Origin of the sequence: Pseudomonas sp. MF6394 (genome assembly GCF_002018845.1) — a bacterium.
Taxonomy (GTDB): Bacteria; Pseudomonadota; Gammaproteobacteria; order Pseudomonadales; family Pseudomonadaceae; genus Aquipseudomonas; species Aquipseudomonas lactis.
The window spans coordinates 1-24456 of the sequence record NZ_MVOJ01000019.1 but is presented as its reverse complement, the minus strand read 5'-3'; the positions used below and the strand labels follow the sequence as shown (position 1 = coordinate 24456).

At 60.6% G+C, this 24456-nt stretch carries 18 protein-coding genes; 3 read left to right on the top strand and 15 right to left on the bottom strand.

All coding sequences use genetic code 11. From position 1 onward, the window contains the following. Positions 1-96: 96 nt before the first annotated feature. The 8 genes from eprS to MF6394_RS19305 form a co-directional block, all read right to left on the bottom strand. A complete protein-coding gene (gene eprS / locus MF6394_RS19340; protein WP_078467314.1) occupies positions 97-3054 on the bottom strand; it encodes an autotransporter serine peptidase EprS in 2958 nt (985 codons plus the stop codon). A gap of 125 nt (positions 3055-3179) precedes the next feature. Continuing rightward, positions 3180-4520, bottom strand: coding sequence for a TolC family outer membrane protein (locus tag MF6394_RS19335; protein WP_003191155.1), 1341 nt, complete (start codon positions 4518-4520; stop codon positions 3180-3182). Between the two features lie 2 nt (positions 4521-4522). After that, positions 4523-5836 carry an HlyD family type I secretion periplasmic adaptor subunit gene (locus MF6394_RS19330; RefSeq protein ID WP_044273740.1) on the bottom strand — a complete coding sequence of 438 codons (1314 nt, stop codon included), beginning with the start codon at positions 5834-5836 and terminating at the stop codon, positions 4523-4525. Then, positions 5833-7584 (bottom strand): type I secretion system permease/ATPase, encoded by a 1752-nt coding sequence (locus MF6394_RS19325; RefSeq protein ID WP_078467313.1) that lies wholly within the window; start codon positions 7582-7584, stop codon positions 5833-5835. Before MF6394_RS19325 ends, MF6394_RS19330 begins: the two co-directional genes overlap by 4 nt. Before the next feature lie 100 nt (positions 7585-7684). Continuing rightward, the gene (locus tag MF6394_RS19320; RefSeq protein WP_003191151.1) at positions 7685-8053 is read right to left on the bottom strand and encodes a protease inhibitor Inh/omp19 family protein; all 369 of its coding nucleotides are present in this window, start codon (positions 8051-8053) and stop codon (positions 7685-7687) included. Between the two features lie 48 nt (positions 8054-8101). Next, a complete protein-coding gene (locus MF6394_RS19315; protein WP_044273737.1) occupies positions 8102-9535 on the bottom strand; it encodes a serralysin family metalloprotease in 1434 nt (477 codons plus the stop codon). A gap of 369 nt (positions 9536-9904) precedes the next feature. Further along, positions 9905-11008: a DmpA family aminopeptidase gene (locus tag MF6394_RS19310; protein WP_078467312.1), complete on the bottom strand. Its 1104-nt coding sequence runs from the start codon at positions 11006-11008 to the stop codon at positions 9905-9907. Positions 11009-11017: 9 nt separating this feature from the next. Further along, entirely contained in the window at positions 11018-12382 is a 1365-nt protein-coding gene (locus tag MF6394_RS19305; RefSeq protein WP_032897426.1) for an APC family permease, read from the bottom strand. A gap of 199 nt (positions 12383-12581) precedes the next feature. Between MF6394_RS19305 and MF6394_RS19300 the strand changes: the two genes are divergently transcribed. After that, the gene (locus MF6394_RS19300; RefSeq protein WP_003191146.1) at positions 12582-13367 is read left to right on the top strand and encodes a helix-turn-helix transcriptional regulator; all 786 of its coding nucleotides are present in this window, start codon (positions 12582-12584) and stop codon (positions 13365-13367) included. A gap of 2 nt (positions 13368-13369) precedes the next feature. Here MF6394_RS19300 and MF6394_RS19295 read toward each other — a convergent pair whose 3' ends face one another. From MF6394_RS19295 to MF6394_RS19275, 5 genes are all read right to left on the bottom strand, one after another. Continuing rightward, complete coding sequence (locus tag MF6394_RS19295) at positions 13370-13837, bottom strand: M10 family metallopeptidase C-terminal domain-containing protein (protein WP_047710822.1); 468 nt, start codon at positions 13835-13837, stop codon at positions 13370-13372. Positions 13838-14025: 188 nt separating this feature from the next. Next, a complete protein-coding gene (locus tag MF6394_RS19290; protein ID WP_069558124.1) occupies positions 14026-15105 on the bottom strand; it encodes a polyamine ABC transporter substrate-binding protein in 1080 nt (359 codons plus the stop codon). Between the two features lie 60 nt (positions 15106-15165). Then, positions 15166-15507 (bottom strand): cupin domain-containing protein, encoded by a 342-nt coding sequence (locus MF6394_RS19285; protein ID WP_003191142.1) that lies wholly within the window; start codon positions 15505-15507, stop codon positions 15166-15168. Between the two features lie 26 nt (positions 15508-15533). After that, complete coding sequence (locus tag MF6394_RS19280) at positions 15534-16940, bottom strand: NAD(P)/FAD-dependent oxidoreductase (RefSeq protein ID WP_078467311.1); 1407 nt, start codon at positions 16938-16940, stop codon at positions 15534-15536. Positions 16941-16989: 49 nt separating this feature from the next. Continuing rightward, positions 16990-17799 carry a helix-turn-helix transcriptional regulator gene (locus MF6394_RS19275; RefSeq protein ID WP_003191139.1) on the bottom strand — a complete coding sequence of 270 codons (810 nt, stop codon included), beginning with the start codon at positions 17797-17799 and terminating at the stop codon, positions 16990-16992. Between the two features lie 257 nt (positions 17800-18056). Here MF6394_RS19275 and MF6394_RS19270 point away from each other — a divergent pair, with 257 nt between their 5' ends. Further along, the gene (locus MF6394_RS19270; RefSeq protein ID WP_078467310.1) at positions 18057-18329 is read left to right on the top strand and encodes a DUF1652 domain-containing protein; all 273 of its coding nucleotides are present in this window, start codon (positions 18057-18059) and stop codon (positions 18327-18329) included. A gap of 543 nt (positions 18330-18872) precedes the next feature. Here MF6394_RS19270 and MF6394_RS19260 read toward each other — a convergent pair. Further along, positions 18873-21335, bottom strand: coding sequence for a UvrD-helicase domain-containing protein (locus MF6394_RS19260; protein WP_078467309.1), 2463 nt, complete (start codon positions 21333-21335; stop codon positions 18873-18875). Positions 21336-21552: 217 nt separating this feature from the next. On the opposite strand from MF6394_RS19260, the gene MF6394_RS19255 reads away from it, so the two are divergent. Then, the gene (locus MF6394_RS19255) at positions 21553-22248 is read left to right on the top strand and encodes a pirin family protein (RefSeq protein ID WP_078467308.1); all 696 of its coding nucleotides are present in this window, start codon (positions 21553-21555) and stop codon (positions 22246-22248) included. Between the two features lie 134 nt (positions 22249-22382). Here MF6394_RS19255 and pgm read toward each other — a convergent pair whose 3' ends face one another. After that, positions 22383-24026 (bottom strand): phosphoglucomutase (alpha-D-glucose-1,6-bisphosphate-dependent), encoded by a 1644-nt coding sequence (gene pgm / locus MF6394_RS19250; RefSeq protein WP_078467307.1) that lies wholly within the window; start codon positions 24024-24026, stop codon positions 22383-22385. Positions 24027-24456: the final 430 nt, after the last annotated feature.

Here is a 24456-nt window from a genome sequence, read left to right as displayed (position 1 = left end):
GCGAAAAACGTCAACGATAACGCGGGCTTCCTGTATCAACGCGGCGCCTGTGAGTTCTTCGCGAGCAAGCTCGCGCCTACAAGTTCGCGGGTGTGCTTAGAACTGCCAGTTCAGGCTCAAGCCCACGCCCTGGGTTTTCGCGCGCCCACCCAGTTGGCCGTTGTAATCCAGGTTGACCCGTGTCGATGCATTCAGCGCCAGGCTGGCCTGCACGCCCACCAAGGCAGCGTCGCGCAGCAATGGCGCACTGCGCACGGCAAATGAAGGGCCGCCTGCGACAAACGCCAGGTGTTCTTCGGACTCCACCGCCGTCAGGCTGTGTTGCCAGCCCAACGAACCGGACAGGTCCAGTTGCTGGTGGTCATTGAGAGCCAGGGTTTTCAGGGCACGTACGCCAAGGGTGCTGAGCACCGCGTCACGCCGGTCGCTACCGCGCTCCAGGGCCGCGGCATCGCCTTTTTCGTGGAAGGACTCGCTGTTCAGATGCACGTAAGCCAGGTTGGCGAACGGCTCCAGGGCAACCGCTTGCAGGCGGATGCGGTACGCAGCTTCGGTGAAGACTTGCGCCGTGGTCGCGTCCAGCTTGGTTTTTTGCTTGCCGCTGACATCACCCCATTGCAGGTCGCGCTTCACATCGCCGCGATGCCAGCTGTAGGCACCGCCGACGCTCAGGCGCCAGTCACCCAGCTCGCGCCCGGCGTACGCGCCAAAGTGGTAGCTGTCGATGGACGCCGATGAATGGGTACCGCTGCCCATGTTCAAGGAGCTGTCGCTGTAACCGGCGACCACACCCACGCGGGTCTGCTCATCCAGCGCGCCATCCACGCCCGCCAACAGGCCACCGATGGAGGTGGTGGACCCCGCCGTTTCAGTGCGGCTATCGGTCTTGCCCCAGGCGCCCAGTGCTTTGAACCACAGGTTGCTTTCACCGGCCACTGGCACATGGCGCAGGCGCTCGCCCACGGCATTGCGCAGTTGCAGGCTGTCGTTGATCAGCATCGCACCCACCGCCGGGTAGATTTCCCCGGACAGTTGCTGCAAGCCCTGCTGGGCCACGGCAACCGATTGCGACTGCAGCAGGCTTTCATACACCGGGTTGCCGGCGCCCAATTGCTCGGCGGCGGCTGCGACGTTGCGCTGGTTGCGGGTGGCGCCGACGCTGGCGAAGCTGGCGTCGTTGCGCCCCACGTTCAGTTGCACGGCATTGGCGGCGTAGTCCAGGGTGCCACCGAGGAACAGGTAGTTGGGCAGCACTTGCCCGAACTGGCCCTGAATGCCGCCCGCCGCCTCGAGAATCGAGTACTGCCGGCCAATCAGGCTTTGGGCCTCGCTCTGGCTGAGCAAGGTGGGGCTGTTTTCCAGCGCCAGCGTGACGGTGCCGCCGCCCAGAATCGCCTGGCCACCGGCGACAATGCGGTCGCTGCTGGTGGGCGTCAGTTCCACGGCATAGGTCGAGCCGGCGCCGAGGTTTACATCCCCCGCCACCTGCAATGTACCCACCGAATTGCCTGGCGCCACACGGCCGCCACTGTTTACCGACAACGCGGCGATACGTCCGGAACCACCCAGGGTGCCGCTGTCATTGACCGTCACCGCCGAAGTCAGCGAGCCATTGACGGCCAACAGACCGCCGTTGACCAGGGTCGTACCGCGATAGGTGCTGTCGCCGCTGAGCACCAGGCTGCCTGCACCGGCCTTGATCAGGCTGCCCTCGTACACGCGGTTGGCGGCGGCCTGGTCGCGGGCATTGCCGATGGCGTAGTCGGTCTGGTCCTGCTGGCTGGCAGTGGCGCCCACGCCGTTTTGCCAGCCCTTGTCGATCAGGGTTTGCTGCCAGGCCGTGTGCTCGGCGCGGTCCTCGGCCTGGCGCTGAAGTAGCGCCTGGTCGGAGATGCCGTTGCTCCACACGTCACCCTGACCGGCGGCCAGGTTGACCTCCATGGGCCCGAGCAATTGCCCTGGGCCGTGCATCGCCCGGCCCAGGTCAGGCACGCCCCAGCCGACGATGGCGTTAGGCGCCTGGGTGATCGAGCCGTCGAGCTGGGTGGCGGTGGTCAGCAGCACCTGCAAGGCTTGCTCGTTGGTCATGTAGGGATAACGTTCCATCACCAGCGCCAACGCGCCAGTGGCATGGGGCGCCGACATCGAGGTGCCGGACTTGACCCCATAGCCGCCGTCGGGAATGGTGCTGTTGATCAGCGCGCCAGGGGTAGAAATACACCAGTACTTGGCGACGCCGCATTTGTTGTATTTCTGGTTATTGGCTTTATCCAGCCCGGACACGGCCAGCCAGTGGCCTTCCAGTTCCGGTTGAAAATACGGCAAGGCCGAGCGCACGCTGGCGTTGGCATAGCCGCTGTTGCCGGCGCTGAACACGTTGATCACACCGGCCTTGGCCACGTCCGCGGCCGCGTCCAGCCAGGTGCCACGGTTGTAATGCTGGGCGTACGCCGCATGCATGTTGTCCAGGGTCTGGTAGCTGACGTCCTTGGGCTGGCTGCCCCAGCTGTTGTTGATGGCGCGCACGCCGGAATCCACCAGGGCGGTGTACACGGTCTTGAAGTATTTGGGGTCTGGCGTGGGGCCGAACAGGAAGCTGTCGTTGGCGTTGGTGTTGCCCACATAGACTTGCGCGTTGTACGCAACGCCATGCATGCCCACGCCGTCGCGGGCGGCGCCCATGGTGCCGGTGACGTGGGTGCCGTGGGAATCGTTGTTCGGGTTGAGCGCGCCGGTGGTGCTGAAGGCGCTGCCATCGACATAGGTGCCCGTGGCGGTGACCGGGTGGAAACGGTCTTTGGCGGCTTCGGGGTGATTGGCATCGAACCCTGAGTCCAGCGCGCCGATTTTCACGCCCTGGCCGCTGATCCCGGCGGCGTAGGCTTCATCGGCTTTCATGCGGCCCAGGCCCCAGTCGCTCTGGTACTCGGCCGAGCGCCAACTGGCAGGGTTACCCGGCTGGCCGGTTTCGGTGTATTGCGCCTGTGCCGCAACGGACAGCAGCAGCAAAGAACCTGCGGTGAAGGGTTTGAAACGCGGTGAATCGGTGATCATGTGCACACTCCCTATTATTGTTATTCCCCCTGTAGGAGCGAGCTTGCTCGCGAAGAACTCACTGGCACCGCGTATAGCCAGGATGTCCACGTCATCGTTGACGTTTTTCGCGAGCAAGCTCGCTCCTACAGTTTTCCATCTGGGCCGAAGGCTTCGTCCACTTTGGCCAAGTCGGTGTCACGCAAGTTGCCCGCGTAGTAGTGCAATTTGGTCCAGGCCATCAAGTAGTCATAACGCGCCTGGGCCAGGTCGCGGCGGGTGCTGTACAGCTGCTGTTCGGCGTTCAAGGCGTCGAGGTTGACGCGCTCGCCGCCCAGAATGCTTTGCTTGGTCGACACCACCAGCGCCTCGGCGGATGCCAGCGCTTTCTGATAGGCGCGCAACTTGCTCACGCCTGACAGGCACGCACTGAACTGGCGACGCAGCTCGATCAGGGTTTCGCGGGTCTTGCCTTCCAGCTCGTACTCCGCCTGCTCCATGGCGCGGCTGGCCTGGCGGGTGGAGGCCGAGATACCGCCACCGGCATACAGCGGCATGCTCACTTCGACGCCGATGGTGTTGGTGTCGTAGCGCTGGTTATAGGTGTTGCCGCTGTCGGACTCCTGCTTGCGCGAGGTGGCATACGCGGTGATGCGCGGCAAATGCCCGGCGCGGTTGCGTTCCACTTCATAACGCGCCACTTCCAGGGACTGGCGCTGCGAAGCCAGCACCGGGTTGTTGGTCAGCGCCAACTCATGCCAGGTGTCGTAGTTGGCCGGGGTCAGGGTGAACGCGGCAAAGCTCTGGTTCAGCGGTGCCAGGTCGTTGATGTTGACACTTTGCACACCGATCAATGCGCCCAGTTCCCGGAGCGAGGCGTCCTGCTCATCCAGGGCCTGGATCTCTTCGGCGGTGGCCAGCTCATAGCGCGACTCGGCTTCAAGGATATCGGTGCGGGTGCCCTCGCCTTGCTGGAACAGATGGCGGTTCTGCTGGAACTGTTGCTCGAAGGCCTTCTTCTTGGCCCTGGCGATGTCGATCTGGTCCTGGGCAAACAGCGCCTGGGTGTAATAGCTCAACACCCGCACCAGCAACGCCTGGCTCTTGTCGCGAAAGCTTTCATCGGCGAACAGCGCCTGGGCCACGCCCTTGCGGTAGTTGGCATAGGCTTCGTAGTCGAACAACGGCTGTTGCAGGCTGAAGGTCGAGCCGTAGCTGTTGTAGTTGCGGTCGTCGCGGTAACTGCCGCCGCGCCCGTCAGGCAGGTGCGCTTCGGAGTTGTTGCGGCCCTTGTTGTAGTTGTAGGACAGCCGCGGCAGCAAGCCGGCGCGGCCAATGGTGCGGTTTTCCAGGCCGGCGTCGCGTTCCTTGATGGCGCCGAGGAACACTGGGTCGTTGCGCAGCGCCTGCTCGTACACATCAAAGGGCCCCATGGCCGCCTGGGCACTGCCACACACCAGTAACAGCGAAATGAACACTGGCTTCATGCTCATTCCTCGGTCAACGCAGAGCCGGCGCGGTCCAGCAGCGGCTTGAACAGGTAGTTGAGCAAGGAACGCTCGCCGGTGCGCACGAACATCTCGGCGGGCATGCCGGGCTTGATCACCAGGCCGTTGAGTTTTTCCATCGCCGCCTCGCTGACGCTGGTGCGCAGCACGTAATACGGCGCCCCGGTTTTTTCATCGAGCATCTGGTCGGCGGAGATCAGGCTGACTTCGCCCGGCACCCGTGGCGTGCGGCTTTGGTTGAAGGCGGTGAAGAGGATATCGACCGGCAAGTGCGTGCCGACCTTGTCCACCAGATGCACGGGCAAATGCCCTTCTACTTCCAGGCGTGTGCCCTGGGGCACGATCTCCAGCAGGGTTTCACCGGCTCGCACGACGGCGCCCTCGGTGTGCACGCTGAGGTTGACGGCGATACCATCGGCCGGCGCGTTGATTTCGCTGTGCTGCAGGTTGAAGCCGGCGGAGGTCAGTTGCTGCTCCAGGGTCAGGCTGCGCAGTTGCGCGTCGGCCAGTTGGCTGCGCACCTCTTTTTGATATTCCTCGCTGTGCTGCTGGAGTTTGAGCCGCGATTCGACAATGCCCTGCTCTATCCGGCCGCTTTCACCGGCGTTTTGCGCCAGGTCCTGCTGTACCTGGGACAACTGGCGCTGGTAGTCCATCAGCCGGTTGCGCGGGATGTAGCCGTTGTCGGCCAAGGGTTGCAGGTTGCTCAGTTGCGCGCGCAGGGATTGAGCCTGGGCGGTCAGGTCGCTGCGCGCACGGCGCATGCCGCTCAACTGTGACGTGGCGCCTTCGATGCTGGCGCGGATCCCGGCTTGTTCGCGGGCAAACGCGTCGCGACGGCTGCTGAACAGTTGGCGCTGGCCTTCCAGCACCAGCATCAGGGCTGGATCGGGATTGGCGCTCAGTTCTGCGGGAAAGGTGATGCTGGAGAGGTTGTCACGCTCGCTCTGCCAACGCGCCACGCTGGCCCAGGCCATGCGGTACTGGGCTTGCAGCGATTGCACATCGGCCTGGTTCTGGGTCTGGTCGAGACGAAACAGTGGCTGGCCTTGTTTGACCAGTTCGCCCTCTTTCACCAGGATGCGGCTGACCACGCCGGGGCTGAAGGTTTGTACCGCCTTGCGCTTACCCGACACCACCACGGTGCCTTGGACCGGGATGCCTTGGTCCAACGGTGCGAGGCTGGCCCAGAGGAAAAACCCGCCGGCACCGACAATGGTCATCACCCAGCCCATTTTTACGAAAAAGCCGGCATCGCGTTCTTTGATTTGAGGTTCAACGGTAAGGCTGCTCATGCGCCTGGATTCCTTCCGGCCTGGTACTGACGACTGAAACTGACACCGGTTTTTTCTTTCGGCGCTTCCTGCTGCCCGGACAATGCGCGCAGCACCTCCTGGCTGGGCCCGAACGCTTGCAGTTGGCCTTCGCCGAGCACCAGCAATTTGTCGGCCTGGGCCAGTGCCGAGGAGCGATGGGTGACCAGCACGACGCTGCTGCCCTGGGCCTTCATCTGCACGATGGCGCTAGCCAATGCGGCTTCGCCGACGGTGTCGAGGTTGGAGTTGGGTTCGTCCAGCACGATCAGGCGCGGCCCGCCGTACAGGGCGCGGGCCAGGGCGACCCGTTGTTTCTGGCCGCCGGACAAGCCACCGCCGTTGTCGCCCAGCACGGTGTCGTAGCCTTGTGGCAGGCGCAGGATCAATTCATGCACACCGGCCTGTTGCGCGGCCTTGACCACCAGCTCCGGGTCGGCTTCGCGAAAGCGCGCGATGTTGTCGGCGATGCTGCCGCTGAACAGCTCGATGTCCTGGGGCAAATAACCGATATGCGGGCCGAGGTCGTCGCGGTTCCAGCGGTGAATATCCGCGCCGTCCAGGCGCACGGTACCGGCCAGAGCCGGCCACACGCCCACCAGCACGCGGGCCAGGGTGGATTTGCCGGAGCCCGACGCGCCGAGCACGCCCAGCACTTCACCGGCGGCCAGGTTGAAGCTGACCTGGTGCAGGGTGGCCATGCGTCGCCCCGGTGGGCCGGCGCTGACCTGCTCGAAACTGACCTGGCCGTGGGGCGCCGGCAAGGCCATGTGCTCCACCTCTGGCGGGAATTCGCGCAGCAGCTCGTCGAGGCGCTGGTAGGCCAGCTTGGCCGAGCTCCATTGCTTCCACACCGCAATCAATTGGTCGATGGGGCTGAGTACGCGGCCCATCAAGATGGAGCCTGCGATCATCATCCCGGCGGTCATGTCGCCCTTGATCACCAGGTAGGCGCCCAGGCCCAGCACCAAGGATTGCAGGCACAGGCGCAGGGATTTGCTTAAGGAGGTGATGATCGAACCGGTGTCGCTGGCCTGGTTCTGCAAGCCCAGGAACTGCGAATGCACGCCAAACCAGCGTTGGCGCAGCGCGCCGAGCATGCCCATGGCCTGGATGGTTTCGGCGTTGTGCAAATGGCTGGTGGCCAGTTGGGTGGACTGCTGCGAATAACCGCTGGCCTCGCCCAACGGCTTTTTGGTCAGGTATTCATTCAGGCACGCCAAGCCAATCAACAGCACCGCGCCCGCCGTGGCCAGTACGCCGAGCCACACGTTGAACAGGAAAATCACGAACAGGTAGATCGGGAACCACGGCGCATCGAAAAACGCGAACAGCGCCGGCCCCGTGATGAATTGGCGCAGAGCGGTCAGGTCGCCCAAGGATTGCCCGGCATGCCCCTGGCCGCGCTGCAGGTTGCGCTCGAACGCGGCTTTGTACACGCGCAAGTTGAACCGTCGCTCCAACTGGCTGCCAATGCGGATCACGATAAAGCTGCGCACCACTTCCAGCAGGCCGATAAACGCAAAGAAGCCCACGACCATCAGCGTCAACATCACCAGGGTGGTTTCATTCTGGGAGGACAACACACGGTCATACACTTGCAGCATGTAAATCGAGGGCACCAGCATTAATAGGTTAATCAATGCCGTGAAACAGCCAACGCTGATCAAAATACTCTTGTACTCACCCAGCGCCCTGAATAAGGGCGCCACCCCATGGGACTTCGCCATATTAATTGTTTTTCCTTGCAGCGAATTACGCAAAAGGGTCACCCCTACCCAGTAGGGTACGGCCCCCTAACAAATCGAGTTATATGCTTATAACTTTTAATTAAGGTTTACGTTGCAACGTTACAACTTCGCCAGCTTTAGTGCGGGCTTGATAGTCACCCTCTTTCTGGCGATTCAAATGAGTGATCCCTGAGCCTTCAGCGTTAAACAGCCAGATACCATCCGGCGTGGGTGACCATGTCTGCGGCTTGTCGCCCAGCCACTGCTCGGCACAAGCGATATCGCCCCCAAGGGCGTTGGCTTGCTCCACTAACTTCAGCACGCACACCTGATCCTGCTGCTTCAGCTCCCACTGCCCGGCAAGCTGCGCGGAGGTGGGTAATACAAGACTGCTAGCCATTGCGTGGGCTCCTGCCGACACGAACAACACCTGCACAACACAGGCGATCAAAGGGGAAAAACGTGGCATATCCAACTCCAGCCAGGAGCGCGGCGCCGAAGCGCCGCGCGCTTTACATCAGGCTACGATGTCACTGGCAGCGGCCTGGCCAACGGTGGTGACGAGGAAATCCGCCACGCCGTGCCCGGAAAAGTCCACGGCCAAGGTGCCCAGGTTGGTACCCGAGGCATAGCTCAGTACAGCATCGCCGGCATGCCCGGTAAAGGCGTTGACGAAGGTCACGCCCGCCCCCTTGGTGATACCAGACAGGTCGATCTTGTCCGAACCGGACGTGAAGTCGAAGATCTTGTCCGCAGCCCCTGGCTTGGAGTCGGAACTGGCACCGTACACGAATGTATCGCTGCCCGCGCCGCCCCACAGTTGGTCCGCACCGCCGCCGCCGTAGATGAGGTCGTTGCCGGCCCCGCCCTTGATGGTGTTGGCGACTTGGTTACCAATAATCAGGTCGTTGCCCGCGCCGCCGAACGCGTTCTCGATGGTGACGCCCTTGGCGATGGACACGTTGCCCACCAGGCCGCCCACATCAGAGAACGAGGTGGCCGTGAGGTTGATCTTCTGGTTCTGGGTGAAACCGGAGAAGTCCAGGGTGTCGTTGCCGCCACCGTCCCATACCGAGAACACCAGCTTGTCGGCATTGGACGTGGCGCTAAGGAAATCACGCCCGGTGTTGGAGTTGAACCCGTAGGTGGTGTCCGTGGCGCGGGTGTTGAAGTTGGCACCGTAGAGCTTCTGGATCGCGGCGATGTCATCGATCAGCGGGCCGGAAGCGTAAGCCTCGACGCCGCCTTTGCTGAAGTTCTGGTTGGTGTTGCTCTCGCTCCAGTAACTCATGAGGCTATAACCACGCGTGTCCTGTCCATAGGTGGCGTCGTTATAGGTCGGGTTGCCGTTCCCGGCGTTGTAGTCGCCAGGGTGAGCCAGGCCCAGGGTGTGGCCGATTTCGTGGGTCAGGGTCTGCCGGCCATAGTTGTTCAGGTCCGGGGTCTTGTTCGGCGTGTAGCTGTTGTTGGTCAGGTACCACGAAGTGCCGTCGTAGCCTGCACCGGTACCGGGCAGGTAAGCGAAGGCCGCGGCGCCGTCCTGGCCGCTGCTGTAGTTGCCGAAGGTCATGTGGCCGTCACCGCCGGAAGCCTTTTCGGTAAAGGTCACGTTGGCAACATCCGCCCAGGATTGCATGGCCAGTGCGGCCTGTGCTTTCTGCTGGGTGTTGAATTGGCTGAACCCCGAGATGCCATGTTTGTTCATGGTGCTCTGGGTAGCCGAGGTGAGGAAGGTGTAGGTCAGATCGATCTTGCCGTTGCCATCAAAGTCCCGGTACGCAGCACCATCCCGCAGCAGCTGGGTCGCTGCCTGGTCTACGGTGTAGGACGGTTTGCCATTGACCGTGAGGTTGCCGCCACGGTCATACAAATGGCTGAAGCTATCGATTTGCGAGTAAGCAGTGCTGGCTTGCGCGGCAGATACAATAGCTTTGTCTTTTACTTTTGACATAAACGTACTTCCTTGTTTGCAAGTGCATCAGTCTTTGTTCGATAGGAACCTCGCGGGCGAGGATAGTCCTATCACTCACCTCTTTTGAAGGCGTAAGAAAACTGACACAACTTGAAATCTTTCGTCTACATCTATTTCCATCGCACAATTGTGACGCAGGTTCAAGTTGCAGAAGTCCCACGCAGTGTTTATTGGGGGCCGTTGCGTTTGCGTGGCCGAATCGGCGCACAGCACTATTTAAATATTAAATACAAGTAAAGCCACTCTAAGTGAGCGGCCCACTTGATTAATGGATCCAATATATTGTCACGGTGTCATTAGCAACATTAAAGAGCCACTATCGGCACTATTAAAGTGCGCTGTCCCCCATTACCGGGACATACTCCAGCCACACTGTTTCAACGCCGCCAAGAGGGTTTCGCCAGCCAGGCCCGGCACCTTGACGCCGTCCTGGGTGGTCATGTCTTCACCCGCCAGAATGGCGTTGATGATCGCCTCCTCCACCGCCTCTGCCGCCGCGCTGAACAGCGGCGAAATATGATCATTGTTGACCATCTGCAAGCCGGTGCTGAGCGGCAGGTCCTTGCGCCCATAGTCGGCCGGTGGCAAATCCTGATTACCGGTGGCAAACGCCAGGAACAGGTCACCACTGGAATCCTCGGTGCCGCCACCGGTGCGCGCGATGCCGATGGACGCACGCTGTGCCAGGCGCTGGCACTGGTGGGGCAGCAAGGGGGCGTCCGTGGCGATGATCACCACGATGGAGCCCATGCCGGGGGTACCTTGCTCGGCAAAGGGCGAAGCAATGTCCATCAAATGACGGCCCACCGGGTAGCCATCGACCCGCAGCTCCTGGCGCTTGCCATGGTTGGCCTGCACCAGTACGCCGACGGTCCAGCCGCCCTGCTCCGCTGGCAACCGCCGTGACGCGGTGCCGATGCCGCCCTTGAACTCATGACAAATCATGCCGGTGCCACCGCCCACCGCGCCTTCCTGCACCGGCCCGCTTTCAGCCTGCTCCAGGGCCTGGCGCACATGCTCTGGGCGCACGTGCTGGCCCCAGATATCGTTGAGCAGTCCATCGTAGGTTTCCATGACCACCGGCATGCACCAGTACACCGCAGGGTCCGCCAGGCGCTCGTGCTCCAGGGCGATCAGGCTGTCGCGCACCACCCCGATACTGTGGGTGTTGGTAATGGCCATCGGCGTGGTCAACAGCCCCGCCTCGCGGATCCACTCAAGCCCCGTGGCGTCGCCATTGCCGTTGAGCACGTGGTAGCCGGCAAAACACGGTTGATGCCGCGCTTCCCCGGCACGCGGCTGGATCAGCGTAACGCCGGTGCGCACCTGCTTGCCGTCGACCTGCGCCTTGAGCGTGGCATGGCCGACGCGAACCCCGGGAACATCGGTGATGGCATTCAATTCGCCGGGCATGCCCAGCCCCAACGTGATGCCCAATTGACGTGCACGCATACCCACTCCTTACAGTTTCTGAAACGCCGGACTCAACCGGCCACTGATGCAATACAAAATAACCGACAGGGCCAGCAAGCCGATGATGATCATGATGTCGCGTACCGACGCCTCCAGGATCAAGGTCACTAGCAGGTAACCGGCACCGAGCACCGCCAGCAATGCCGGCAGCGGCCATAACGGCATGCGATAGGGATGCTCGCGATCCCGCAGCAGCACCCGGCTCATCAGCGCGCTGAGCGCCACCACCAGGTACACCAGCATGATCAGCAACACGCTGAACGAGGTCAGGTCGGCCAGGTTGGAGCTGAAGCTCAACAGCGCCGAAGGGATCGCCAGAAACAGCGTCGCCAGCCACGGTGAGTCCCAGCGCGGGTGGATACGCGTGAACAGCTTGTTGATACTCGGCGTCCACAGCGCATCGCGACCGCTGCTGAACACCACCCGGCCAATCTGGATCACGATGGCGACGATCGCGTTGAACACCGACAGGAAAATCCCGGCGCTCACCAACCGCGACAGGGTTTCATTGCCATGGCTGGTCAACAGGTAGCCGATCGGGTCGGGGCTGCTGATCATCTCGCTCAGGGACGGCGCGCCGATCAACAGTGCGGTGATCGGCACCAACTCAATCACCACCACCAACCCCAGGGACCAGAGCACCGCCTTGTGCACGCCCTTGCCGCCGCACTTCATGTCTTCGGCCAGCAACACCGCCGGGCCGTAGCCGTTGAACGAGAACAGGCCGATACCGACGGCGCCGATCACCAAGGCCCAGGGTGCCAGGTGCAACACGCCGTTTTCGACGATCTGGGGCTGCAACAACACACTGGCCGGCTGCACCGGGTTACCGAAGCCGATCACCACAATCACCAGCAACGCCGCCACTTCCAACAGCAGGCAAGTGCCGGTAATCCAGGCGTTGAGCTTGATATTGAGGATGCCCAGGGCGTAGCTGCACACCACGATCACCAGGGCGACCGTTTGCGCGTCGAACTGGGTGCCCAGGGCGTTATTCAGATAGGTCGCCGCACCGGTGGCCAATACCGGCGGGATAAACAGCAACATCACCAGCACCGTCAGGAAGGTGGCGTAACCAGCCATGCCGCCAAATACGCGCTTGGCATACACGTACTCGCCACCAGCGCTGTTATGGGCGCGGCCGAGTTCGGCGTAACAGAAGGCGAACATCAACGCGAGTAACGCCGCCATCACAAACGCGAGGAACACGCCACTGCCCGCCTGCTGGATGGCAAACGGGGCGATCACAAAGACGGAACTGGCCGGCGTTACCGCTGAAACGGTAATGGCCACGACATCAAAGACGCTCAGGGTGGGCTTGAGCACGCCATCGGGCGCGGGGGTAGCACTCATATCGTTATCCTCTGTCGTTGTTTTTGGTGTGAGGCAGAAACGAAAAATGATTTTTCCTCGGGATATGCTTCCCATTGGACAGTGACGACGTTATCGGCTGGCGGGCCTGTCGGCCAATTCCCCTATTGGCGTACTCCCCTTGACGGTGCCCGCCAGAAGCCTAACCCTTGACCGATCATTTTAGGGTGGGGATGGTTGGATGAGCCTGTTCCGGGAAGTGGGTATGCATGCGGGGTTGGGCCGCACCTTGTCTCAGATCGGCACCGAGCGGTTCTGGAAGCAACTGGTACTGCTTTTGCACCAATGTTTGCCCTTCGATAATGCCCTGGCGATTTTCTATCCGCTGGATGGCCCGCCTCAGGCATTGGAAGAGTACGACGCCCAACCCAGCAGCAAACCGGCATCGATGCTGGTGTACCTCAACGGCCTGTACTTGCTCGACCCGTTCTACCAGGCCTGCCGCGAGCACTATGCCAGCGGCGTATACCGCCTGGAGGAAGTGGCGCCGGACCATTTTCGCCAAAGTGAGTACTTCCTCAATTATTTCCACGACAACGTGCTGGAAGACGAAGTGCAATTGATCCTGCAATTGCCTGGCGCCGGTACCTTGTCGTTGTCACTGGGCATGCAGCGGCGCTTCAGCTTTGAAGAAACCGGGCTGTTGACCACGCTGTCGGCCTGGGTGTTGCCGCTCATGCAGCAGCATTGGCAGCAAAGCACCCAGCGGGCACCGGCCATGGACAGCCAGATTCGCGATGCGCTGAGTCATTTCGGCAGCGGTGTGCTGTCGGACCGCGAGCTGGAAATCGCCCGCCTGGTGTTGCGTGGGTTCTCCTCCAAGGCCATGGCCGAACGCCTGAAGATCTCACCGGACACGGTAAAAGTGCACCGCAGGCATTTGTACGCCAAGCTGGACATCTCGTCGCAGCCGGAGTTGTTTTCCCTATTCATTCAGTCGTTGGGCCATGACCTGGAGAATCCATAGGCTTAATCCGAATGAAAGAAATTAATATGCTGCGGCAATAAATTTACGCCATCAACGCGTACAGAAAAGTTCGGCCCTTCAGGGGTGACCTTGATATTCAAAGTACTCACGCCAAACTCATGGGTCAGTTGCACATCCCCCACGTCCACGGGCGGGCCAGATTGAATATTAATGGCTGAGATGTTGTTGTCTTTTAATACTCCGGACACATCGATTTCATCCTCCTTGGGGTTGAAATTCAAGAGAGTGTCTGGATCATCGCTAAGCGAGTCGGTGCTTTTTTCATATTTGAATATATTCTCACCTTGGCGCCCCACCAACTGGTCGGCACCACCGCCACCGATGAGCACCGAGGGCTCGCCCCGCTTGGCTTCCAGGCGCTCCCGCTGGTCTGTGCCACGCAAGGTCGGCGGGCTGTTTTCCGGATGGGTCCACGTGCCGCCAGTGGGAAGGCTTTCTATTGAGGACATATAAGTCACCTGTCAGATAATGAGTGTATGTGAAAGTGTTACGCGTTGCGGATCGAAATCTCTCACGCAGGCAATAACACTTTCCACTCTAAATAATTGACATCAAATGTCTTAACTATGACGTGATTATTTATCTCACCCGTACCAATGACTTATCGCCCTTCACGCCAGCGCTGTTTTGTCATTAATCATCGTCCCGTGCGAATGGTGTTCCAAACCCGAGTACGCACCCGGTCGATATTCAACGGCATGGCTTCCAGTGCAAATAACTTGCCCATCATTTCCGCGCTTGGATACACCTTGGTATCGGCCTTGATTGCCGGATCTACCAGGCTGTCGGCCGCCGCGTTGCCGTTAGCGTAGTGCACGTAGTTGGTGATACTCGCCATCACGTCGGGGCGCAGCAGGTAGTTCATGAAGGCATAGCCGGCTTTTTCGTTCGGTGCGTCGACGGGCATAGCCACCATGTCGAACCAGATTGCCGCGCCTTCCTTGGGAATGTTGTAGCCGATATTCACGCCGTTCTTGGCTTCCTTGGCGCGGCTTTCGGCCTGCAGGATGTCGCCGGAGAAACCGACGGCCACGCAGATATCGCCGTTGGCCAGGTCGGCGGTGTATTTCGAGGAATGGAAATACGCCACGTAAGGTCGCACTTTCATCAGCAGGGCTTCGGCCTTTTTGTAGTCCTCGGCTTTTTTGCTGTGGTGCGGCAAGCCCAGGTAATTCAGCGCGGCAGGCAGCAGTTCGGGGCCGTTATCGAGGATGGCGACCCCACATTTTTGCAGCTTGGCCATGTTTTCCGGTTTGAAGATCAAGTCCCAGGAATCCACCGGGGCGTTGTCGCCGAGTACCGCCTTGACCTTGTCGATGTTGTAGCCAATGCCAGTGCTGCCCCACAGGTACGGGAAGCCGTGGGCGTTACCAGGGTCGTTGTTTTCCAGGGCCTTGAGCAGCACCGGGTTGAGGTTTTTCCAGTTGGGCAACTGGCTCTTGTCGAGCTTTTTAAGGGCGCCGCCCTGGATCTGCCGCGCCATGAAATGGTTGGAGGGGAACACCACGTCGTAGCCTGATTTACCGGTCATCAGCTTGCCGTCGAGGGTCTCGTTGCTGTCGTACACGTCATAGGTGAAACCGATGCCGGTGTCTTTCTGGAAGTTCTTGGTGGTATCCGGTGCAATGTAGTCCGACCAGTTATAGATCTTCACGGTTTCGGCGGCCTGGCTGATAGAGGCCACCAACATCAAGGGCAACAGGGCAATGGCTTTCATGGTTCGATTTCCTGGCGGTTTTAGGGCTGTTTTTATGGCAGGCGATCAAGGATCAAAGCGTTACAGAATCAGGACATAGGTCTTGCGCACGGTTTCCTGGATATCCCAGATACCCGTGCTATTGGCTGGCAACATCAGTGCGTCACCGGCTTGTATGTGCAGGGTTTCTCCGTTGTCGGGCGTGAAGGTGCAGCGCCCTTGGATGAAATGGCAAAACTCCTGGGATGTGATCTGCCGACGCCAGCGCCCCGGCGTACAGGCCCAGATACCGGTCTCGACGCCGTCGTTGCGCTCCACGCTCAGGGTCGAGGCCACGGCGATGGGCTCGCCCAGGGGCGCCGCCACCGGTGATGAATCCGGCAGAGGGGTGTTCAGCGTGTCTTTGAATTGGGTGATGCTCATGGGTTTTCCCCTGTGGGTGGAACGACTTAGTGCATGAAACCTTCCATGAAACCGGCAATGCCGGTCGCCAGCTTGCGACGCCAGGGCGCAGTATTGGGGTTGGCCAAGACTTGGTCTTCATGGACAAAACTGCGAATGATCGCGTTGTAGCCCAGCCAGCGGCACGGCTCCGGCTCCCAGGGTTTGAGTGCTTTGAGGCCACCTTCGCGAATAACCCAAGGTTGTTGAGTCAGCAAGGTGTCGCGCCCCAGGATCAAATCGGCCAGGGTACGACCGCCGAGGTTGGTGGCGCCCACGCCCTCCCCGCCATAGCCGCCGGACAGTGCGACGCCGGTGTTGTGGTCACAGAGCATGTGCGGTCGAAAACGGCGCGACATGCCGAGGTTGCCGCCCCAGGAGTGGGTGATCCTGGCCTTCTTCAGCTGTGGGAACAGTTCGCCAAACAGGTAGCGACGCAACTCCACTTCACTGTCCGTCAGGTCGAAGTTGTGCCGTAACTGTCCCGCAAATTGATAGCCACCACGTGCTCCGAATACCAGGCGATTGTCGGCCGTACGCTGGCCGTAGGTGACTTGACGGCTGCTCTCGCCAAAAGCCTGGCCTTGGCTGAGCCCGATGTCTGCCCAGGTGCTGGCCGGCAGCGGTTCGGTGGCGACGATTAAACTCTGCACCGGTAACTGGTAGCGGCCCAACGGCGGCAAGGTGTTGGCGTAACCCTCGACAGCAGGCACCACCCAGGCGGCGCGCACGCTGGCCTTGGCGGTGCGCAGGCTGCCGGACTGCCAATGGGTCACGGGGCTGTTCTCGTAGATGGCTACACCCAGGTTCTCAACGGCCCGCGCCAGGCCACGCACCAGTTTCGCCGGGTTGATGGTCGCGACGTGAGGGGCATAGATGCCGCCATAAGGCTTGGCAATGCGGACCTGCTCGGCCAACTGCTGCGGGCTGAGCCAGCGGTAATCGTCTTCGGTGAGGCCCTGGGCGTACAGCTTGTCCAGATAGCGGCGCAGGCTGCCTTCCTGCTCGGGGTAGCGTGCGGCGCAATACAAGGCGCCACCTTTGCGGTAATCGCAGTCAATGCCTTCGCGGGCCAGCACCTGGGCCACTTCATCGGGAATACCGTGCAGCAGGTCAAACGAAGCGCGCCGGTGCTGGGGAGCAAGCTCGGCCAGCAGGCGGTCTTCCCCCAAGAGGTTGCCCATCAACCAGCCACCATTGCGACCGGATGCGCCAAAACCGGCAGTCTGTGCCTCGATGATTGCAATTTTCAGCTCGGGGGCCTGGCGCTTCAGGTAATAGGCGGTCCACAGGCCAGTGTAGCCGGCGCCGATGATCGCCACATTGACGTCCAGGTCGTGCTCCAGCGACGGCCGCGCCACCAGCGGGTCGTCCAGTTGGTCCATCCATAAACTGATACTGCGCCATGCCGGCATGCCAGGTTCCCCTACCTCGGTTCGATAGCGTCGATCCTAGAGCGCCGCGTCAGGGACTGTCTTGCGCGCGTGCACGCAGAGAAATTTGTTTGAGGTACGCCTTGGGCGATTGCCCGGTGTGCTGGCGAAAAGCGCTGTAGAACGCCGAAAGTGAATTGAAACCGGCGGCAAAGGCCAGATCATCCACCTTGATGGGCGGTGTGGCGCAGTCTAGCGCGGCCAGCAAATGCTGGAGTCGCGCCTGGTTGACGTAGCGATAGAAGCTCTGCCCCAGCACCTGGTTCAGCAGGTAGGACATCTGGTTGCGACTGTAGCCACAGGCCTTGGCGACCCGCTGCAGGTCCAGTTCCGGGTCCAGGTACGGTTGCTGACGCTCGAAATATTGTTGCAGGTCATTGGCCATATACCCCAACTGCTGGGGCGACAGACCCAGGCGGCTGACCGTCGGACGCAGCGCCTGGGTCGGTTGCTCGTGCACCAGGGACGCATATTCATTCACCCGCCAGATCAACCCGTCGCGCACCGTAATGGCCTCACTGGTACGAAACGACACCAGGCCCTGGCCGCCACGCAAGGTAATGCGGTACTGGATAAACGCCGTATCGCCATCGGCGCGGATGCGATCAGTGTGTTCAATCGCCTCGTCTGCCTCACGGGGCATGCTGGCCTGCAAGTACTCACGCAACTCGGCATAGCCCACCACACGGTTCTGGAAGAAATCGTGGTACTGGATCTCGGGGTGATAGTAGGCCATCACTCCATCCAGATCGCGATGGCGCCAGCACAAGTGATGGCGCAGCACCAGCGCGCCGGTAGCGTGGGAATTCTGACACTCATCGTCTGGAGCGATGTCGGGCATATCGGGCTCTACCGCGGAAAAAATACTTGAGACTGCCGAAGTTTACCCGCCTCTTCAAGAGTCAAATCGAGCGCCTGACTAATGGCCTTTTGCCTATTCCTCTGTAGGACATGATCCATATCAAAATTAGGCGAAAGAACCGCTGAACGGGCCCAAAAAAGTCACCTCGCAGTTGCGAACGAATGCTATTTTTAAGCCCTTATCTGTCATGACCAGTGAAGGTCCTGGCCCCTGCCGCGAGCTAAAGGAAGCGCTCAATGAACAAGGTGGGCAACATGCACAAAGTGACATTCCCCAACGCCTGCCAGCTGATGCGCTGGCACTTTCACCCGATGGGCTTCGAGGGCAGCATGGACGCCCCCGGCAGCATGATCGCCCGCCTGTTCGACCGGGCCAGCGGCGAGACCTTGATCGCCATCGCGGGGATCCCGTGCGCCACGGTGATGAACGCGGCTGATGTGGAGCGCATCATCGAGGCCGTGGAGGATGAATTGGAGAGTTTTGTGCCGCCGATTTCGTTGCGAGCGTGAGGCGGGGCAACAGGCCGTAGCGGCCCACTCCAACGGTAACCACGATGCGAAGCGAGCCGCTCTTGATCTTGATCTGCTTGTGATCTTGATCTCAGGCGCCCCGTTAAACCACGCTGGCCGGAATTCGACAGGGATTTGGGGGGTAAACCGGCAGGGATGCCGGTTTAGCCGCCCCGCGCCATGGATGGCGCGTGGCGGCGGCCCCCCAAATCACTGGCGGATTACGGGCACACCGAGCCCAAGCGAGGTGCCGAGTGGTGGGGCAAGAGCCCTTTGGTTACTTTGGGGCTCTTTTCCAAAGTGACCCGCCGTCAGGCGGAACCCTAAGCGGCCGTTACCGCAGCAATGGATATGTACACAATCCAACTGTGTTGACTGCCAGGCCGCCTTCGCGAGCAAGCCCGCTCCCACATTTTTGATCGTGGGGTTTCAGGTAGATAGGCGCCGGCTGGCAGACCGCAATCGCAGGCAAGCCAGCTCCCACATTTTCGATCGTTGGGGTGTCAGGTAGATAGGCGTCGGCTGGCAGGCCGTCATCGCAGGTCAGCCAGCCCCCTTCACTGAACGCTGATCATCAAAAAACACCTTCCTGCCATCCACCCGCTCAGACGCCCTCGGCACATTCACACCCTGGCCTTCCGGCTTTTCCACATACCAATAACAATGGCTGACCGCCCGGGTAATCCCCACGTAGGCCAGGCGCAACACTTCGTCTCTCTGCGCATTGTCATAAGGCTCGCTGTCCCCATCCTTGCCCAAACCCGCCATGCGATACACCTGGTTCTTGTACGGCGAACTGGTGACATGCTGACAATCACCCAGCAAAAACACCGCATCCGCCTGCAAGCCCTTGGCACTGTGATAAGTCAGCTGTTTAAGCCTGCGCGCCTGAGGCGCAAAGCTAGAATCAACATTAACTACAGACTGAATATGCTCCTGAATCAATAACTTATCGCTACCTTTTCGATAAAGCATCAGGATCGAATCGCCCCGCTGATAGTGCTCGAGCAACCGCTGCCCCAGTGCCGCGTCGTCGCGCTCCAACACCGTGACGGGCACCAATGCCTTGGGCTCGCCACTGGCCTTGGCCTTCTTGCCCGGGATGGCCGGCGCGCTGCGTACGATATGTTCGGCGGCGTCGATGATGTGCTGGTGGCTGCGGTAGTTCTCCCCCAGCATCACGCGGGTAGTGCTGGGCGAAACAAACTCCTTGTTGAAGTCCATGAAGTACTTGGGCGAACTGCCGCGCCAGCCATAGATCGATTGCCAGTCATCCCCCACGCACAGCAACGATGAGCGTTGCGCCCCACGCCCGACGTGCATGGCCGGCCCACGGCTGCGGATTTCCCGCAGGCTGGCGCGGATCCAGGACACGATCTGCGGCGACACGTCCTGGAATTCATCGATCATCAGGTGCGACATCGGCCGCAACAGCGGATCGCTGAGCAGCTTGAGGTTCTCCGGGGTGTTTTCGCCAAACAGGGAGAACATCCGGTTGTAGGTCATGATCGGCGGCGATTGTTCCAGCAGGTGATCTTCCAGGGCCTTCCAGAAAATGCTCAAGGCCTCGAAGAACAGCCGGTCCGGGTCGTCCTTGGCAAAGCTCATCTGGCCAACCGCCGTAGGCACATCCAAACCGAGGTTCTCGATAAACCCGGCTGCCATGACAAAACTGTCCAACAGGGGCGCCGAAGCGAGCTCGCCTTTGACCTTGTAATCAAAGCCCGGTCCGGCCGTGGCATCGCCGCCCAGGCTGCTCAGAAGGCGCTTGTAAGATTCGTAATTATCCAGCCATATCAGCGGCTTATTGCAGAAAGCTTGAAATAACGTGCGCTTAACCGCCCATTCTGCACGCACCGAGAGTTTCGAGTTCGGCCGACTGATCTGCGGGTTTTCGCGCCCATCGAACCCCAGTACCACCCAGGCATCCAGCTCCGGGATGTAGCCGTGGCAATGAAATTGCGCGCCGTTGATTTCAAAGGTCTGACGGCTGGGCTCGATGCCTTTGATCGGCCAGGCACCGGCGCGAAACCACAGGTCTTCGATCACATCACAGAGTTCTTCATCACGCTTGGCGGCCAATTCAGTCACGGCCATGCGCTTTTGCACGTCCGGATGATCGCGCTCCAGCTCCTTGAGCTGAAGGCCATGGCGGGCCAGGGGTGCAATCAACTCGCGAAAACGCTGATGGCGGCCATACAAGCGGTGATAACAGGCGTTCATCTGCTGGCGCTGGGCGTCGCTGATGCGCAGGTCGAAGGCGTTGCTGTCGGCGTCTTCAAAACCACCGTTGAGGTTCTCAAAGGCTTGCAGCCGTTCAAATCCCGACAGGCTGCGCACCATCGGCAGGATGCGCGAATGAAAGGTGCGCACCACCGCCTGGGCGTCTTTGCTGCCAAGGGGTTGGCCCCACAGGCTGAGAATCTCCATGAGTTTGTTGATGAAGTCCTTGCGCGACTCGCGGGTGAACGTCACCACCGTCATGGAACTTAGCTCAAAGCCCAGGTAATGGCTGAGCAGCAGGATGCGCAGCACCAAGGACGTCGACTTGCCGGCGCCTGCGCCCGCAATCACCGAGGTCGAGGGCGTGTCGCTGAAGATCATCTTCCATTGCGCCGCACTTGGCTGCGCATGGGCTGGCAGCAGCCGCGCGACATCGGCCTTCATGCGTTTCTTCACCTCTGCGGTGAGCGGCAATCGCCAATCGTCGAACAGGCTGTCATCTATGCCTGGTGCGCGGTGCTCATCGGGGCGAAAGTCACGAATCAGCAGGACCTGGCGGCCCTCTTCAATGCCATCGGCCTTACCCTCGCGGTAACCGTATTCAACGCCCGCCTCATGCCCACTGCGAAAGCCGTCCGCCTGGCCATGCAACCAGGAAAACCGATGCTGCGCACGCAAACGGGTGAGCCCATGGCCGAACAGGCGAGCGGCAAGCCGCTTCAACAGCGGCATTTCAGCCAAGGGGCGCAGTTCGGGGGGTAGATCAGGCTGTTGTTGCGACACGCGGACTCCTGCGGTGAGCTTGTTTTGACCAGGACACCATGGTCGCCGGAAACGCCGCCCAGTTCCAGCCAAATGCTTTGCAGTCATGCAGTTAGGCGATGAAGTGAAAGTGAACACCGGGGTAAAACATCGAACAAATAGATAATAATCCGGCAGTTTTTACGCTTTTTCTCGATCATGCGCTGCTGGATGATAGGCCCATCAACAGGAGACGATCATGCTTGAACTTCGACCTTTCACCAGCCTGGGCGGCGCCCACCATGGCTGGCTTGACGCTCATCACCACTTTTCCTTTGCCGAATACCACGACCCCCAGCGCACGCACTGGGGCAACCTGCGGGTGTGGAACGACGACATCATCGCCCCCGGCAGCGGCTTTCCCCAGCACCCGCATCGCGACATGGAAATCATCACCTATGTGCGCGAAGGCGCCATCAGCCATGCCGACAACCTGGGTAACAAAGGCCGCACCGAAGCCGGCGATGTGCAGGTGATGAGCGCGGGCACCGGCATTGCCCACAGCGAGTACAACCTGGAGGCCACGCCGACCAAGATCTTCCAGATCTGGATCATCCCCAATGAAGCGGGCTTGCCGCCGTCCTGGGGCGCCAAACCGTTTCCGCAAGGCAACCGCGAGGGCTTTGTAACGCTGGCCAGCGGCAAGGCTGGTGACAGTGAAAGCTTGCGGATTCGTGCCGATGCACGCTTGGTGGCCGCGAACCTGAAGGCCGGGGAAAGCGCGGAGTACCGGCTGGACAGCGGCCGCCGGGCGTACCTGGTGCCCGCCACGGGCGTGATTGAAGTCAATGGTGTACGGGCACAGGCGCGAGACGGTGTGGCGGTTGAGGATGAGCAGGTGTTGCGCGTGACGGCGATTGAGGACAGCGAAATCGTGCTGGTGGACCTCGCCTGATCTCAACGCTTGTTGCTATCTAATGTGGGAGGGGGCTTGCTCCCGAAAGCAGTGAACCAGTCGATATCTTAGTTGACTGACCCACCGCTTTCGGGAGCAAGCCCCCTCCCACACTTCTACCGCATTAGTGTCAGTTATTGGCTGATCGCGCCGTCTACCAACACCTGCGCCTCTTCCACCAGTTGCTTGAGGTGTTCTTCGCCAATGAAGCTCTCGGCGTAGATCTTGTAGATGTCCTCAGTGCCCGAAGGCCGTGCGGCAAACCAGCCGTTTTCGGTCATGACTTTCAGACCGCCAATCGCCTGGTTGTTGCCCGGCGCATGGCTGAGGATCTGCTGGATGCTCTCCCCGGCCAATTGCGTGGACGTGACCTGCTCCGGCGACAGCTTACCCAGCAGGGCTTTTTGCGCTGGAGTGGCCTTGGCATCGACGCGAATGGCGAACGGCTCACCCAGGGCATCGGTCAAGCCACGGTAGATCTGGCTCGGGTCCTGGCCTTTGCGCGAGGTCATTTCTGCGGCCAGCAAGGCCGGGATCAGCCCGTCCTTATCGGTGCTCCACACGCTGCCGTCTTTGCGCAGGAACGAGGCGCCGGCGCTTTCTTCGCCGCCAAACCCCAACGAACCTTCGAACAAGCCATCGGCAAACCACTTGAAGCCCACCGGCACTTCGTACAGGCGACGACCGATGCGAGCCGCGACGCGGTCGATCAGGCCGCTGCTGACCACGGTCTTGCCCACGGCCGCGTCGGCACGCCAGTCCGGACGGTTCTGGAACAGGTAGTCGATGGACACCGCCAGGTAGTTGTTGGGCGCCAGCAAACCACCGGAAGGCGTGACGATGCCGTGGCGGTCATGGTCCGGGTCACACGCAAACGCAACGTCGAAGCGTTCCTTGAGCCCGATCAGGCTTTGCATGGCGTAGCTGGAAGACGGGTCCATACGAATCTGGCCATCCCAGTCGACGCTCATGAAGCGGAAGGTTGCGTCGACCTCGGTATTTACCACGTCGAGGTTCAAGCGGTAATGCTCGGCAATCGCCGACCAGTAGCGCACCCCTGCTCCGCCCAATGGATCCACGCCCAAGCGCAGGTCAGCGCTGCGGATCGCGTCCATGTCGATCACATTGATCAGGTCGGCCACATAGCTGTTGAGGTAGTCATGGCGATGGGTGGTGTCTGCCTTGAGCGCCTGGGCGTGCGTGATGCGCTTGACCCCGGCCAACTTGTTGGCGAGCAGTTCGTTGGCCTTGGCTTCGATCCACTTGGTGACGTGGGTATCGGCCGGGCCACCGTTAGGCGGGTTGTACTTGTAGCCGCCACTTTGCGGCGGGTTGTGGGACGGTGTAATCACAATGCCGTCCGCCAGGCCGCTGGTACGGCCGCGGTTGTAGCAGAGGATGGCGTGGGAAATCGCCGGCGTCGGCGTGTACTCATCGCCCTCGGCCAGCATCACATGCACGCCGTTGGCCGCCAGGACTTCCAAGGCACTGGCACCGGCTGGCGTCGACAATGCATGGGTATCCAGGCCGACAAACAATGGGCCAGTAATGCCCTGCGCTTCGCGGTACAGGCAGATGGCCTGGCTGATAGCCAGCACATGCCACTCGTTGAAACTCAGTTCAAACGAGCTGCCGCGGTGCCCGGAGGTACCAAAAGCCACGCGCTGAGTGGAGATCGCTGCATCAGGCTGGCCGGTGTAGTAGGCCGTGACCAGTCGCGGGATATCCACCAGCAACTGGGCTGGCGCCGGTTTGCCCGCAAAAGGACTGATAGTCATGCATAAACCTCGAAAAGAAGGATTCGGAAAAAATGACAGTTTACTGGGACTTGGACTACTGCGCGACGGTATCGATCCGACAGCCTGAAGAGAAATTTCGGATAATTGAGGTGGGGATATGCACTCGGCATAGGTATCTACACAACTTCGGCACGACGCTAAATCTGTGGCGAGGAAGTTTGCTCCCGTAACGGCCTCAACCGGCGCTGATCTAACTGACGCGCCGAGATCTAAATGTGGGAGCTGACCAGCTCCCCGACTGGTTATGTAATGCCCATAGAATCAGCGCCTGCCACAGATCCCCTGTGGGAGATTCTATGGTTGAGGGGCAACCCTCAACCAACCTTTGGCTGATATTCGCTTTGCCCTTTCAGTAGAGCGAACACCACTCGAGCAAGCTTGCGAGCCAATATTACCAACGCTTGAGTGG

Coding starts and splice junctions, on each gene's coding strand:
- eprS (WP_078467314.1), bottom strand. CDS start 3,054: ATGATCACCGATTCACCGCGTTTCAAACCCTTCACCGCAGGTTCTTTG.
- MF6394_RS19335 (WP_003191155.1), bottom strand. CDS start 4,520: ATGAAGCCAGTGTTCATTTCGCTGTTACTGGTGTGTGGCAGTGCCCAG.
- MF6394_RS19330 (WP_044273740.1), bottom strand. CDS start 5,836: ATGAGCAGCCTTACCGTTGAACCTCAAATCAAAGAACGCGATGCCGGC.
- MF6394_RS19325 (WP_078467313.1), bottom strand. CDS start 7,584: ATGGCGAAGTCCCATGGGGTGGCGCCCTTATTCAGGGCGCTGGGTGAG.
- MF6394_RS19320 (WP_003191151.1), bottom strand. CDS start 8,053: ATGCCACGTTTTTCCCCTTTGATCGCCTGTGTTGTGCAGGTGTTGTTC.
- MF6394_RS19315 (WP_044273737.1), bottom strand. CDS start 9,535: ATGTCAAAAGTAAAAGACAAAGCTATTGTATCTGCCGCGCAAGCCAGC.
- MF6394_RS19310 (WP_078467312.1), bottom strand. CDS start 11,008: ATGCGTGCACGTCAATTGGGCATCACGTTGGGGCTGGGCATGCCCGGC.
- MF6394_RS19305 (WP_032897426.1), bottom strand. CDS start 12,382: ATGAGTGCTACCCCCGCGCCCGATGGCGTGCTCAAGCCCACCCTGAGC.
- MF6394_RS19300 (WP_003191146.1), top strand. CDS start 12,582: ATGAGCCTGTTCCGGGAAGTGGGTATGCATGCGGGGTTGGGCCGCACC.
- MF6394_RS19295 (WP_047710822.1), bottom strand. CDS start 13,837: ATGTCCTCAATAGAAAGCCTTCCCACTGGCGGCACGTGGACCCATCCG.
- MF6394_RS19290 (WP_069558124.1), bottom strand. CDS start 15,105: ATGAAAGCCATTGCCCTGTTGCCCTTGATGTTGGTGGCCTCTATCAGC.
- MF6394_RS19285 (WP_003191142.1), bottom strand. CDS start 15,507: ATGAGCATCACCCAATTCAAAGACACGCTGAACACCCCTCTGCCGGAT.
- MF6394_RS19280 (WP_078467311.1), bottom strand. CDS start 16,940: ATGCCGGCATGGCGCAGTATCAGTTTATGGATGGACCAACTGGACGAC.
- MF6394_RS19275 (WP_003191139.1), bottom strand. CDS start 17,799: ATGCCCGACATCGCTCCAGACGATGAGTGTCAGAATTCCCACGCTACC.
- MF6394_RS19270 (WP_078467310.1), top strand. CDS start 18,057: ATGAACAAGGTGGGCAACATGCACAAAGTGACATTCCCCAACGCCTGC.
- MF6394_RS19255 (WP_078467308.1), top strand. CDS start 21,553: ATGCTTGAACTTCGACCTTTCACCAGCCTGGGCGGCGCCCACCATGGC.
- pgm (WP_078467307.1), bottom strand. CDS start 24,026: ATGACTATCAGTCCTTTTGCGGGCAAACCGGCGCCAGCCCAGTTGCTG.